Source organism: Taishania pollutisoli, assembly GCF_014518315.1.
Taxonomy (GTDB): Bacteria; Bacteroidota; Bacteroidia; order Flavobacteriales_D; family Crocinitomicaceae; genus Taishania; species Taishania pollutisoli.
Window position 1 is genome coordinate 314,203 of sequence record NZ_JACVEL010000004.1, and the last position, 14,451, is coordinate 328,653.

A 14,451-nucleotide genomic window follows, 5' to 3' on the forward strand; every position below is an offset into this window, starting at 1 on the left:
TTGACTATTCAAATTCCAGTTCTACCTTCTTACGGCTCTTATCCTCCTGTTCCATCTTTTTGAGGAAATTGTTCAGTTTGGAATCTTTCTTTTTCTTTTCCTGTTCAAACTCTTCTGTTTGTTGCTTGTCTTCACCGTATTGAACTTCCAGAATTTCCTTTGGTCGTTTGACCTCCTGGTAGTGCTGGACCGTTGTATCTTTCTTAAACAAGCCCAGGTCACTTTTGAGCATACTTTTTACCGTTTGTTTTTCTTGTTCAATGTATGCTTTTCGATCCGCAACTTTGGAATCCTTATCCCATTCGAATTGAGGGTTGTCAATGGTTCCGAACATGCGCAGGTAAACAATCATACCGGTATTGTCGTCGACAATGTCACCGAATTCGGATGTCTTTTTCTCTTTGAGGTCGCGCAAACGGAATGAGAAGCGGTAGTCAATCTTATTGTCAAACGTATGTGTTCCCCGGGTTTCGATATTCAATGCGGAGGAATTGATCTTCATTTCAGGGATGGTAATAACTCCGTCACGGATGGTGAGCGTATTCTCAAGGGTTTCAAATTTCAAATCGGATAATTTATCCCCCAGACTTTTGATGTTCCCGGATCCCAGCACCAATTTGGCGGCCGGTGTTTTCAAACTTTCGACGATGTCTTTAAATGCTTCCACTCCCTTGAGACGCCCGTTTTCAATTTTCAATTGCAGGTCTGCCTTTACGTGTTTGAAATTGGCTCCGCTCCGTAGATCAAAGGGTGCATCCAGGTAGAGACTTGCGGCTGCCTGCCCGGAAATATGCTCGTCACGGATCACCGTTTGCGTAAAGTTATTCCAGTCTTTCATTAACGTCTTCAATTGGATATTGGAAGAACTTAATGTGCTCACGGTCTGAAAATATTCTTCTGATTGTTCCTTGATTTTAACGGATCCGGCTACATTCGCTCCGGACGTTTTAAATTTGATGTCGTTGAAACTTAAGGTTCGGTCACTCAGGAGTAAATTCCCCTGGATTTGTTCGAATGTATGTCCCTCATAACTCAATTTTCCTACTGCCAGTTTCAGTTTTCCCTCAATTAGTTGAGGCAGAACATACGCCCGTGGCGCATTGGTTTGTTTTTGGACTTCCTTACTGGTTGTCCCGAGGTCTTCCACACGAATGGCAGTACTTTGTACATCCATTGTTGCCTGCAGCTTACTTTCTTCTTTAAAGTAACCGATGAGGTTGGTAAACATTCCGTTCAGATTCAGGTCTGAATTTCCCAGTTTAACAGAGAGTCCATTGACTCCGACATCATTGTTTTTCAGGAACACGGCACCGTTGATGCTGTGAAAATAGCGCCGGTCATCGATCAGTTGCACAAAATTGTTGACCAGTTCCACACCTCCTTCACACTGAAGAATATGGTAGGTTGTTTTCCCGTTTTCTTTGGGGATTGATTGCACATTGAACGTTGTATTAACGACCAGGTTTCCTCCCAGCTTGTCGACAGTCGGTACCGGAAACAACAGATGTACTGCTGCCAGATCCAGGTTTCCGTCGGCCTTTCCTTCAAATCGCGGTGCATTGAATTCGCTGACTTTCAGATTTCCCCGGAACGGGCCTGTTTTGGTTTGGAAATGAATGTCGTTCAACAACAGGTATTCGTTTCCTTTTCCATTGTTATTGGTGTATTTTCCGTTCAGACTCAAGTCACTAATCCGGATGTTTTGAGTCGGCTCGATGAGTTTTCCGTTTTTTACACCGAATTCACAGTCCACGGCAACAGGGATGTCATCTTTTCGGCTGTCTTCAATGAGGAGGTGAAAATTAACCGTACCTGTTCCGGAATATTTTTTGACATGTTCCACTTCTTTCATCGAAAAATTGTTGGCTACATCTGTCAGTGCCAGTTTTTTTGCCTCGATACTGAATTTCATGTTGTCGGGACTCAGAAACCCGGAGAATTGAAACGGGAGTTTAGCAATATAAATGGTTGTAAGTGGAATGTCCAGCGTTCCTTTGTTCTGATCAATCGCAAGATTGATGTCCATATCGACGGCTTTACCGGAAACAAAATTTACCCGACCGCTTCGGGTTTCCCGCACGATCTGACTGCATTTTGCATGTACAGTAAATACTTTCTCCGCAAATTTTCCTTCCAACTCGGTGGTAATCAAATCCGTTGCGTACCGGTGATTGATTTGCCTGTTGGTATAAGAAAAACGCAAGTTATCGATGTTTACTTTCTGGAGGTCAAATTCAAATTCCGTTGCGGTGGTATCTGAGGTTTCTTTCAGGATATCATAATTCGGTTTTCCGTTATCGTCTACTTTGAGTTGCAGCGTTCCGGGATAAATATCAATGCGTTTCAACCGGTATTCTTCCCGCCAGATATCCATCGGGTTAAACCGAAGCCGAATCTTATCCGAATAGAACAAGGTATCTTTTGAGGTAGCATATTCATACGTATCCTGTATAAATACGTGATTGAAGTCGACAGACAGATTCGGAAAGCTGCTCCAGAAAGCAATGTCGACGTGTTCTACCTGTACTTTTGCTTTCAGATGGGCATTTACTTCATCAAGTACCATCCCGATAATTTCATCCTTGAAGTAATACAACGCGCCGGTAATGAGCAAAACGATGCCGACAACAATTCCGAAGAACCATTTTAAGATACGGATTATTCGTTTTTTTGTCATTGATAACAAAGGTATGCGATTCTGAATGGAGAATGATGGAGATATACCGAAGTTATTAACGTGGAAATGTTGTTTTTATTTCAATGATCAATGCTATAATTATGAATGATCAATGATCAAATGATCGGATATGCATTACCACCCTTTGATCATTGATAACGCGATCATTCAGAATTCAAAATTCAGTATTCCACAATCTCATCTATCCGTTCCGTCGGTCGCGCGATTACAGCTTTTCCGTTCACAATGACAATCGGTCGCTGCATGATCTTTGGCTCTTTCAGTATGTGTTCTGCCACCCAGCTTTTTGTCAGTTTTTCCGGCATACTGATCCCCAGTTTTTTTGCATCCGGCTTGCGAATCAGTTCATCGAGTTGGTCGCTCAGTAAATCAACGATATAACGGGCTGTTTCTTTACTCAATGGCTCATCCATGTACAAAATCACATCGATTTCATCTTCGCTGATTCCTTTTTCTTTCAGGTAATTCAGCGCCTGGTTGCTTTTCGAACAACGCTTATTGTGAAATAGGTGTATCCGATCCATTTTAATTGCCAAATTCCATTAAGTACGACTTTAGGAACGGGAAAATATCACCGTTCAATACTTTATCCGGGTCATTAACCGTATAATCTGTGCGGTGATCCTTCACACGCCTGTCGTCCAGTACATAACTCCGGATTTGCGACCCCCATTCAATCTTCTTTTTACCGGCTTCAATTTCCTGGCGGGATTCCATGCGCTTGCGCAATTCCAGTTCATACAACTGTGAACGGAGTAACTGCATTGCTTTTTCACGGTTTCCTAACTGTGAGCGGGTTTCGGTATTTTCAATAATAATTCCCGTAGGGGCGTGGCGCAAACGAACCCCGGTCTCTACTTTGTTGACGTTCTGTCCCCCGGCACCACCTGAACGGAAAGTATCCCAGGAGATATCTGCCGGATTGATTTCAATATGAATGGTGTCATCCACCGAAGGATACACATAAACCGAAGCGAACGAAGTCATACGTTTCCCCTGCGCATTGTACGGGCTGACACGCACCAGCCGGTGAATACCGTTTTCCCCTTTCAGGTAACCGAATGCATGATCACCTTCAATTTCGATCGTTACTGTTTTGATTCCCGCAACATCTCCTTCCTGGTAGTTCAGCTCCTGGGTTTTGTACCCGTTTTTATCGGCCCACATCTTGTACATGCGAAACAACATTTCTGCCCAATCCTGTGCTTCGGTTCCTCCGGCACCTGCTGTGATCTGCAGAACGGCATTCAGTGAATCTTCTTCTCCGGAAAGCATGTTTTTCAACTCCAGGTCTTCCACCGCACTGATAAGCCCGGCAGCCAGTTGATCAACCTCTTCTTCCGTAGCCATTTCCTCTTTTACAAACTCCATGGTAACTTCCAGGTCACCTAATTTTGTTTGCAACGCGTCATAAGCGTTGACCCAAAATTTAAGTCCGCGAATGTGCTTCATTTTGACTTCCGCTGCTTTTGCATCATTCCAGAATTCAGGATCCTGGGCTTTTAATTCCTCTTCCTTTAATTCCAAACGCTTTGCGGGAATGTTCAAATATCCTTCTATTGCTTTTACCCTTTCGGAAAGGGTTTTAAATTGTTCTTGATTTACCATTGCGGGAACAAAATTAATGAAAAGATAATTAGTTGGGAAACCCGATCTGATTTTAGATGCGGATCAATTAAGAAAATAGATGTTTAGTGAAAGGAATGCCGGTTTTTTATCATGCAGTCAGGGAAATGTAGTGGTTAATGCACCGTCTTTTCGGTGTTTTACTTATTTAATGAATAAAAGAATATACGCTTTGAAGTGTGTTTAAACTGCTCATAATGAGTTAATATTTTTCATTGTCTTGTTTTTGTCTTACAATTTTTTAACGAAAATTTAATGAAAATCAGAATCTTTGGAAAAAAGTTAAATTAAAAAAATGAAAACAAGAATTCCCCTCCTTTTAGCAGTGGTTGCCCAGTTGGTGTGCTCAGTCACATTTGCTGCACCGGGTGACACCACACATATCCGTGTACACGATGCGGTAGACATGGTTTGGTACGAAAACTACGACCGCCCTGTTTCATTCCCGAGCAGTAATGTGACGTATTCCAAAATTCTGATGCACTACACAATGGGATGTGCTTCTACCGGATGCAGTGACTGGGATTATACTACAAAAATTGAATTGAGAAATCCGTTGGGATACATGGATTCGACCATTGCGGATATTGATACCGTTTCAACAAGTCCGCTGGTAATTGATACCACCTGGAATGTGTTTGAAGCAAAAGAATCGTTCGAACTGGCGCGTGTCATTACTCCTTATGGAGGCTACATGCGTGTCGGGTCCAATGGTTACACTCCTGACTGGCAACACGTGCATACGTTTGATGTAACGGATTATGCTCCGTTATTAAAAGGAGACAAAGAGATTCGTGCGTTTTACGGAGGTTGGTCAAGTGGTTTCAGCGTGACGATTGATTTTGAGTTTATTGAAGGAACTCCTCCGAGAGAAGTATTGGAAGTGCGTAATTTATGGCAAACAGGAGGTGACGGCTGGCAATATCAGAATGCAACTCAGTTTGAACAAAACCGTTTGCATCCGTTATCTGTCGACTTTCCTGCGGAAATGGAAAATGCCAAGTTGCGTTTTATTCCTTCCGGACACGGATTTGATAACAATACAGGTTGCGCCGAATTCTGTGAGCGAAATTACTACCTGCGTTTAGACGGTACGCAAATTGGTTCCAACCTGATGTGGGATGACAAGTGTGGTGCTAACCCTATTTTCCCGCAAGGAGGAACGTGGCTGTACGATCGTGCGAACTGGTGTCCGGGACTCAGAGCGCATCATTTTGATCACGAATTGACAGGGTTGGTGAATCCGGGAGCGACACATAACCTGGATATCGATATTCAGGCAATCAACTGGAGCGGTACACAAGCGCCGGTTTATATACTGGAAACACAATTGTTTATTTACGGTAATAAATCGTTCCAGAACGATGCAGCGATTGAGGACATTATTTCTCCTTCACTGAAAGATGATCACAAACGATTTAACCCGATTTGTAACCACGCAACGGTGGAAATTAAAAACTACGGAGCACAAAACTTAACATCGGCAACGATTACCTATTCCGTTAACGGAAATAACTGGAGATCGTATGAATGGACCGGAAATCTGGCGTTTGAAGAAACGGAGATTGTCACGCTTAACCTAACAGAAGCCTGGGAATGGACCGGTGGAATGGGAGAATCTGAATTTATGGTATTGATTGAACATCCGAACGGACAAACAGATGAAAACACCCTGAATAATAAATTAACTTCTGTTTTTAAAACGACTCCTATGCTCCCTTCTTCTACGGAATTCCAATTCAGAACAAACGGAAGACCGGCACAAACAACCTGGCAATTATTTGATGCATATGGTGCGTTGTTGAAACAAAACATACCAGGAATGACTGCAAATACCTTGTACAAGGATACGTTCAATTTAGAACCGGGATGTTACTTGTTGAGAATTGAAGACAGCGGAGAGAACGGGCTTTCCTGGTGGGCGAATAATGAAGGTTCAGGTAGCGCGCGACTACGAATACTGGGAGGATCATATGTGCATACATTCAACCCGGATTTTGGTACGGCAATCGACTATTATTTTACAACCGGATATTCATTGAACCTGCCGGAAGAATTCAAGCAACAAGAACGTGAAGTATTGGTTTTCCCGAATCCAAGCGAAGGAAAATTTACCTTATCGTTTGACTGGTTTAATAATGAACAAATTACAATAGAAGTCACCAATCTGTTTGGACAGGTGATTGAACGGGATACGGTAAATGTGAATAACTATGAATCAGTTGTCAGAAAATATGATCTGAGTGATCAAGGTTCCGGGAATTACCTGATCCACATCATCACGGCAGATAAAAAAATTATAAAAAAGGTAACGGTTCTTTGAAGAGCAGAAGAGAACGTTCTTCCGGGTAATTAAAAAAGAACCCCCGGTGAATCAATCACCGGGGGTTCTTTATATACTATTTGTATGCTTAGTTACGTACCACTTTTTTCACCAATGACCCGTTCGCATTGGAAATAAGAACATGGTAGGTTCCCGGTGCCAGGTTACTCATGTCAATTGAAGATTCAACATCTGCTTTTACAGTAGTTGTTGAAATTGTACGACCAGTCAGATCAAGTACCTGAATAGTTGACGCTGTTGGAATAGCAGAAATAACAACTGCTCCGTTCGTTGGGTTCGGAGAAATAAAGATATTCTGTAAGGTTGCAGAACCGATTCCCAACTCTTCAATTATGTTGATTTTGTAATCTTCCGTTTCACCGTATACTTGTGCTTCGTCACACGATAAATCATCTGTCGCTCCTGTAGCAGCTACTGCAGCAACACGTACACGCATCATGTGTTCTCCCAGTGGCGAAGTTGCAGGAATTGTAAGTGTACCGTTGACAACACTTCCGGAACCTGTTCCGATGTATGTAAATTCAGATGGTTCAAAGACTCCGTTGTCATTGTAGTCAATCCAAACGGATACAGACTCACTTGTAAAACCACTTCCTACAGTTACATTGATTGCTGTAGATGCTCCTGCCTGGATGTCAGGGATTGAAAGAGAAGTATAATCGGTATACCCGTCTACACCACATGCAGAGGCATTGGAGAATCCTAAATCCGGTAAATCGACATTTGTAATCACATCGTCATCCGTACAGTCGAGTACAGGAATACACATACATTCTAATGGAGTTTTAACAGTTATAGAAATAACGTTTGATGTCACGGACTGCCCGTTTTCAGAACATGTTAACACAACGCGGTACTGAATAGCTCCCGTTACCGAAACTGTAAAATTATCCGATTGTGTAGGGGAAAGCATATCGTTCCAGTTTGTTCCGTCAGAGGATGCCTGTAGTTGATAAGACAATCCGGCTGCATCCGGGTAATAATCCATTGATAGTTGAATCGTCTCTCCTGCACAAACAGAAACGGAAGATGCCGTTAGTGTAATGGAAGATGGTAACGTGCTGCAATCCGGTGCTGCGGTTACATTCAACGTATAATCTTCAAACTCACCATAATCCAGCGGTTCATTGTAACAGCCCAGATCTGCAGTAATCAATCCTGCATACACCATGAAACGGATCGGGTAAAATCCTGCAGGTGTATTTGCCGGTAATGTAATGCTGGAAGTAATTGTGTTTCCTGAACCCTGACCGATGTAGATGAATTCATCTTCGGCGAATTGCTCATCTCCATTGTAATCAATCCATGCACCCACACTTTCTGTTGTCCACCCATCTCCGACAGTTACAGAGATCGGAGTACCAACTCCTGCTGTTACATTCGCAGTCATGATTTGGTAATCTCCATACCCGTTTGGAGAACAGGTTGTTGTGTTGTTAATAGTTGAATACGTAATATTCAAAAGCGCATCATTGTCGGAACAATCAATTGCAACGGCACACAATGCCTTTGTCTGGTTGTTTGTATGTACAACGTGCGGTTTCAGCGTGTTCATCTTAGAAACGGTGTTTTTCGGAACTACTGTAGATTTTTGTTGGGCAAAAAGACTGGTTGCACCAAAAGCAGTTAACAGGGCAACGCCCTTGAAGTAATTAATAGTGTTCATACTGAATAAAAGATTTAGTTTCCCCAAATATAAGACAATTATCCTGGTGTGATGCCCAAAAAATGTGCATTTAACATTTATAATGAAACAGGGGGCATTTTATAAGTGCCCCCTGTTTACTGGTATTTAGGTAGTCTAACTCTATTTTATTCAGCTACTTCTTCCACCTCGTTGATGGGTTTTCTGAACACGATTTTTCCGTCAAAAATATCCATCACAACATTGTGTGTTTTGTCGATGGTACCTCCGAGTAGTGCCTTTGATAGCTCATTCAGTACTGAACGTTGAATGACACGTTTTACCGGACGTGCACCAAAGAACGGGTCGTACCCTGTATCGGCAATCCAGTCAAATGCTTCCGGACTGATCACCAGGTTGATTCCCTGTTCGTGCAGCAATTGTTTCAATCCGTCCAGCTGGATGCGTACAATCTGGCGTACATTTCCTTTGGAAAGCGGGTTGAACATAATCGTTTCATCGATCCGGTTCAGAAACTCCGGACGGATTGTTGCTTTCAACAATTCCATGACTTCCGTTTTTGCTTTTTCGGCTGCCCGTGGATAATCCATTTCCGAAACACCATCAAATTTCTCATGAATAATGTTTGATCCGAGGTTGGAAGTCATAATAATGATCGTATTCTTAAAATTGACCATGCGCCCTTTGTTATCGGTCAGACGCCCGTCATCCAATACTTGTAGCAAGATGTTGAATACATCCGGGTGTGCTTTTTCAATTTCATCCAGTAATACAATGGAGTATGGTTTTCTGCGAACGGCTTCCGTCAGCTGACCACCTTCATCGTATCCCACGTATCCCGGAGGCGCTCCAACCAATCGCGACACAGCGTGTTTTTCCTGGTACTCACTCATATCGATCCGCGTCATGGCATTTTCGTCATTGAACAAATATTCAGCCAGTGCCTTTGCCAATTCGGTTTTACCGACTCCCGTTGTACCTAAGAAGATAAACGATCCGATTGGTCTGCGTTTGTCCTGTAATCCGGCTCTTGAACGACGAACAGCATCCGAGAGTGCTTCAATTGCTTGTTCCTGTCCTACAACCCGTTTTTCCAGTTCATCTTCCAGTCGAAGTAATTTAGCGACTTCACTTTCCAGCATTTTGGAAACAGGTATACCGGTCCATTTTGCTACTACTTCAGCAATTTCATCAGCATCTACCTCCTCCTTGATGAGGTTTGATTTGGATTGAATTTCTGCCAGTTTCGCCTTATTTTCTTCCAGTTTTACTTCCGCTTCTTTGATTTTACCATAGCGCAATTCAGCGACCTTACCATAGTCTCCTGCACGTTCGGCCTGCTGTGCCTGCAATTCGAAGTTGTCAATGTCCTCTTTTGCCTGTTGCACGGCATCAATTACATCCCGTTCCGCTTGCCATTTGGCTTTAAAGGCATCCCGTTGTGCGTTTAGTTCAGCGAGTTCTTTTTCAAGTTGCTCAATTTTCGCTTCGTCCTTTTCCCGTTTGATGGCTTCCCGTTCGATTTCCAGCTGCATAATCTTGCGTTCGATCTCATCCAGTTCTTCCGGTTTGGAGTTGATTTCCATCCGCAGTTTGGATGCTGCTTCATCAATAAGGTCAATCGCTTTATCCGGTAAATGACGATCTGTGATATACCGCTGGGACAATTCCACCGCTGAAACGATTGCAGAATCTTTGATCAGTACTTTGTGGTGATTTTCATATTTTTCTTTGATTCCGCGCAGGATGGAGATAGCATCTTCTGCACTTGGTTCGTCCACCAATACTGTTTGGAAACGGCGTACCAACGCTTTGTCTTTTTCAAAGTATTTTTGGTATTCGTTCAAAGTTGTTGCACCAACAGCTCTCAATTCTCCACGTGCCAGTGCCGGTTTCAGGATATTCGCGGCATCCATTGCACCTTCACCCCCTCCGGCTCCGACAAGCGTATGGATTTCGTCAATGAACAGGATGATCTCTCCGTCAGAAGCGATGACTTCTTTGACAACAGATTTCAACCGTTCTTCAAATTCCCCTTTGTATTTCGCTCCGGCAACCAACGCTCCCATATCGAGCGAGTAAACGATTTTACTTTTCAGATTTTCAGGTACGTCTCCATTGACAATCCGGTGTGCGATTCCTTCCGCAATTGCTGTTTTACCGACTCCCGGTTCACCGATCAGGATCGGGTTGTTTTTAGTTCTTCGGGTAAGGATCTGCAACACCCGGCGGATTTCTTCATCCCGCCCGATTACCGGATCCAGTTTTCCCTGTTGCGCCAGTTCATTGAGGTTCTTGGCGTATTTTTCCAATGATTTATAATTCCCGTCCTGAGAATGAGAAGTTACTTTTTCACCGTTTCTTAAATCCATAATGGTTTCTTTCAGATTTTTCTTTGTGATTTTATTGTCTTTTAATAATTGAGCGACAGCATCATTGCCATCCAACATTGCATAAAGCAATAACTCGATGGAAACGTATTCGTCACCGAAGTTTTTCATTTCAACAAACGCGTTGTTCAATGTTTTCTGAGCGTTTGATGACAGGTAGAGTTGTCCGCCACTGACTTTTGCTGTCGCATCCAGCATGCGATCCAGTGTTTGTTCCACGATGGCTGTGTTGACATTTAACTTTGAAAACAGGTAAGGTACAACATCTTTGTCTGCTATCAAAATGCCTTTCAATATGTGCACATTTTCAACTGCCTGATGTCCTCTGGCTGTCGCCAGTTGTTCTGCTTGTTGAATTGCTTCCTGTGATTTTATTGTGAATTTTTGGATGTCCATATCATTTCATTTTTTCATCAGTTCGTCAAATTTTAAACCAGTTGAAGTATATGGGCTAAAATCGGAAATTTTGTCTTAAAAACCAATTAAAATCGCGATGTCTTAATGACTTTTTGACAGTTTTTGTGCCGTTAGACCTGTATAATTTCGTAAAAATTTGACTTGGAGCAAACAGATTGCATTCTTAAATTTACGGAAGTTCATTCGATTAAAAAATCTTTTTTTAAAAGACGCGATTGGTCGTTTGAGTGGAGAGATAGTTTTATTTTATAGTTTAGCCGTTAGGTCGACGTTGGATGGGATGAAAAATTCTGTCCAATGTTTTTTCAAACATGCAGGAAGTAATACGCTTTGAAGCATGTATTTTTAGTTATATGGCATAATCCGGATCAGGTTATGCTGACAATTTTTAAGTGAAGATTGGGCAGGATTATTTCCTGTCCAATTTTTTTGTGTAGCAATTGTTGCCCGATGGGAGAGTGTGCAGAGATACAAAAGACGAAATGTTCCAGGTAATTGATTCTGCCGATGCCGGGTCCGAGGAAGTACCAACCGTTAGAAAGCTGAATCAATGATCCGACAGTAATCGTTTCCGGATGGGAATTCTGTCGTTGAAGTTGCTTGATCCATTGCAACTGCTGCTGGTAATCGGATAGTTGTCCTCCCAACTTTTCCATTTCCAGCTGTGCCATTGCCCGTGACGTTTCGTGTTTGTCGCCTGCTGTGCTTTTGGAATCGGAAGCAATATCTGTCCGCAACTGATCCAATTCGTGCTGTAACAGTTGAATTTTCCCGGACAGATGATTTTCCAGGTGCTGTGTAAATGCTTCTTTGCTGATCATTGGTTTGCAAAGATAGAAAACGGTTTATTTGCCTGTATTGATCCGTTTCAATAAATCTTCCAGGTAATCGATCTGTACTTCCTGAATTTCCAGTAATTTCCTGTTTTGCTGGATGAGTAAATGATCCACTTTTTCATTCAGGAGTTGTATTTCCAATTCCGCTTTCAGGTTTATTTTGTAATCCTGTTCAGCCCGCAACCTGTCTTTCTTTTCCTGCCTGTTCTGACTCATCATGATGATCGGAGCCTGGATTGCCGCAATACACGATAAGAGTAAATTCAACAGGATAAACGGATACGGATCAAATGGTTTTTGAGTAAAAACAAAAATATTAATTGCCATCCAGACAATCAGAAACAGAAAAAAACAGGTAATAAACGTCCAGCTTCCGCCAAATTCAGCAATTCGATCCGACAGACGTTCACCGAATGTCAGATTTGAACTGATATCCGGCTCGATGTTCTCTGTTAAAATGGAATTGTTGTTGATTGCTTTTAACACATCCTTGTCAATGACTGCTAACTCTCCTTTCTCCTGTTCTACAAGTGAAATCAGGTATAATTTCCGGTACTTGTTCAGTTCCTCAACCGAGAGGATACTCTCAAAATTAAAATGGGGATGATCTGTTTTGATCAACTCAAAAATACCTTTTCGAATATCCTGACCTTTGATCGCTTCAAAAGAGGAAATTTCTTTATTGGAGATGCTGCTTACAGGCATGGGAGTGCTAAATTTGAACCGTTAATCAAGGTAAACGCGGATGTACCCGTTTCCTTTTTCTATAAATGTGATTTTTTCCGCATTCCAACGGTGTTTATTTTCGCCTTTTGAGAAAATAATAAATTCATTTTCAGTAGTGATTCCCTCCAGCCACGTTGCTGTATAGCTTTTTTCTACTCCCCTTGAAATCATAATAATCTCCCGGCATGCGCATTCTTTTAATACTTCGGCCACTTTACCGGCGTCTTGCGAGAAAGAGTTGGATGTGATAACAGCAAACGCTGCAGCTAATAAGTAGTTATACATATTCATAATCATTTGGTTTATTAGCCGAATGTACACATTTCCTTGTTACGGAAAAAGAAAAATGATTAATTTCAGGTTATGAATGAGAAACGGCAGGTTTTTTCGCTTCGACAAGTGGTTGCTTCCGTCCGGAAAACCATTGAAGAACGCTACCAGTCCCTTTATTGGGTAAAAGCGGAGATGCACAAACTTAATTTGTATCCGAGCGGGCATGCCTTTCCTGAACTGGTGCAGAAAGAGGAGGGAAAAATCGTTGCTCAAATCAACGGGAGTATCTGGAAGCACAACCTGCAACGGATCAATCAGCAGTTTATGACGGTTTTGAAAGAACCAATGAAGGAAGGATCTACACTGCTCTTACAGGTAAGAGTAAGCTTTTCGGAATTGTATGGTGTCAGTCTGCAGATTATGGACATTGATCCAAGTTATACACTGGGGGAATTGCAACGGGAACGGCAGGAAACATTACTCCGGTTACAGCAGGAAGGATTGATCAATAAAAATCAACAGTTGGCATTTCCAATGTTGCCGCAGCGGATTGCGATCATTTCAGCAGACACGAGTAAAGGATTGTCTGATTTTATGAAGGTACTGAACCAGAATCAATTCGGCTACGCATTTTTCACCCACTTGTTTTTTGCATACCTCCAGGGAGACGCGGCAACAGAATCCATTACCCGGCAGTTGAAAGCCATCGAAAAGGTACGACACCACTTTGATATCGTTGTCATTGTACGGGGAGGTGGAGGAGAAGTCGGCTTGTCGTGTTACAACAACTATGAATTGTGCAAAGCCATTGCGACGTGTCCGTTACCGGTTCTGACGGGCATAGGACACTCCACAAACCTGACCGTTGCGGAGATGATTGCTTACCGGAATGCGATTACACCGACAGAACTGGGAGAATACCTGTTGCAGGTGTTCCACGAATTCAGCGTTCCTGTCGAACGTGCCGTGGAGCAAATTCAACGTGCTTCACGAACAGTTTTAGAGCGTACGAATGCAACGTTTTCACAAACGGTAAAGCAACTGAAAAGTACTGTGCAAACCAATTTGCTGACTCATCATAATAAATGGTCGACCCTCAGCCGGAAACTGAACGCCAAAAGTGAATTGTCTGTTCAGCGGCAGCATGAGCGTTTGAAGTTTATGCAAAAAGATTTGACGACGATATCAAAACGCTTTCAGTTGGAAAAAATGACATATCTCAATGATGCGGAGTTGTTTCTGAAACAGAATGCAACAAAAACGGTGCGAAAAAAAAGTGAAGAGATGGATGTCTTACAACGACAAATTCAGTTGCTCGACCCAAAAAACGTACTGAAACGCGGTTACAGCATTGTCCGGATGGAAGGAAAATCAGTTGCTGCATCGAATTCTCCTAAGGCAGGGGAGCAATTAGACATTGAAACCTACGATTTTAAAATTTCAGCAACAATTGATCAGGTGGAAACGAACAAAAACGATTAATTTTAGAACAAATT

At 42.4% G+C, this 14,451-nt stretch carries 10 protein-coding genes; 2 read left to right on the forward strand and 8 right to left on the reverse strand.

What is annotated here, in order from left to right; genetic code table 11:
• Nucleotides 1–4: 4 nt before the first annotated feature.
• The 3 genes from H9Y05_RS08530 to prfB all read right to left on the reverse strand — a co-directional run bounded on the left by H9Y05_RS08530 (nucleotide 5) and on the right by prfB (nucleotide 4,306).
• Complete coding sequence (locus H9Y05_RS08530; protein ID WP_216714035.1) at nucleotides 5–2,677, reverse strand: AsmA-like C-terminal region-containing protein; 2,673 nt, start codon at nucleotides 2,675–2,677, stop codon at nucleotides 5–7.
• Nucleotides 2,678–2,859: 182 nt separating this feature from the next.
• On the reverse strand, nucleotides 2,860–3,222 hold the full coding sequence (locus H9Y05_RS08535; protein ID WP_216714036.1) for an ArsC/Spx/MgsR family protein: 363 nt from the start codon (nucleotides 3,220–3,222) through the stop codon (nucleotides 2,860–2,862).
• A gap of 1 nt (nucleotide 3,223) precedes the next feature.
• Nucleotides 3,224–4,306, reverse strand: coding sequence for a peptide chain release factor 2 (gene prfB, locus H9Y05_RS08540; RefSeq protein WP_163489897.1), 1,083 nt, complete (start codon nucleotides 4,304–4,306; stop codon nucleotides 3,224–3,226).
• A gap of 313 nt (nucleotides 4,307–4,619) precedes the next feature.
• Here prfB and H9Y05_RS08545 point away from each other — a divergent pair, with 313 nt between their 5' ends.
• Nucleotides 4,620–6,647 carry a peptide-N-glycosidase F-related protein gene (locus H9Y05_RS08545; RefSeq protein WP_216714037.1) on the forward strand — a complete coding sequence of 676 codons (2,028 nt, stop codon included), beginning with the start codon at nucleotides 4,620–4,622 and terminating at the stop codon, nucleotides 6,645–6,647.
• 88 nt (nucleotides 6,648–6,735) lie between these two features.
• Here H9Y05_RS08545 and H9Y05_RS08550 read toward each other — a convergent pair whose 3' ends face one another.
• The 5 genes from H9Y05_RS08550 to H9Y05_RS08570 all read right to left on the reverse strand — a co-directional run bounded on the left by H9Y05_RS08550 (nucleotide 6,736) and on the right by H9Y05_RS08570 (nucleotide 12,973).
• Nucleotides 6,736–8,334, reverse strand: a complete 1,599-nt coding sequence (locus H9Y05_RS08550) for a T9SS type A sorting domain-containing protein (RefSeq protein ID WP_216714038.1) — start codon at nucleotides 8,332–8,334, stop codon at nucleotides 6,736–6,738.
• Between the two features lie 146 nt (nucleotides 8,335–8,480).
• Nucleotides 8,481–11,099: an ATP-dependent chaperone ClpB gene (gene clpB / locus H9Y05_RS08555; protein ID WP_163489900.1), complete on the reverse strand. Its 2,619-nt coding sequence runs from the start codon at nucleotides 11,097–11,099 to the stop codon at nucleotides 8,481–8,483.
• Nucleotides 11,100–11,488: 389 nt separating this feature from the next.
• Complete coding sequence (locus H9Y05_RS08560) at nucleotides 11,489–11,941, reverse strand: 3-oxoacyl-ACP synthase (RefSeq protein ID WP_216714039.1); 453 nt, start codon at nucleotides 11,939–11,941, stop codon at nucleotides 11,489–11,491.
• 24 nt (nucleotides 11,942–11,965) lie between these two features.
• On the reverse strand, nucleotides 11,966–12,661 hold the full coding sequence (locus H9Y05_RS08565) for a DUF1003 domain-containing protein (protein ID WP_163489902.1): 696 nt from the start codon (nucleotides 12,659–12,661) through the stop codon (nucleotides 11,966–11,968).
• Nucleotides 12,662–12,682: 21 nt separating this feature from the next.
• Nucleotides 12,683–12,973, reverse strand: coding sequence for a hypothetical protein (locus H9Y05_RS08570; RefSeq protein ID WP_216714040.1), 291 nt, complete (start codon nucleotides 12,971–12,973; stop codon nucleotides 12,683–12,685).
• Between the two features lie 72 nt (nucleotides 12,974–13,045).
• Between H9Y05_RS08570 and xseA the strand changes: the two genes are divergently transcribed.
• The gene (xseA, locus tag H9Y05_RS08575) at nucleotides 13,046–14,437 is read left to right on the forward strand and encodes an exodeoxyribonuclease VII large subunit (RefSeq protein ID WP_216714041.1); all 1,392 of its coding nucleotides are present in this window, start codon (nucleotides 13,046–13,048) and stop codon (nucleotides 14,435–14,437) included.
• Nucleotides 14,438–14,451 lie beyond the last annotated feature (14 nt).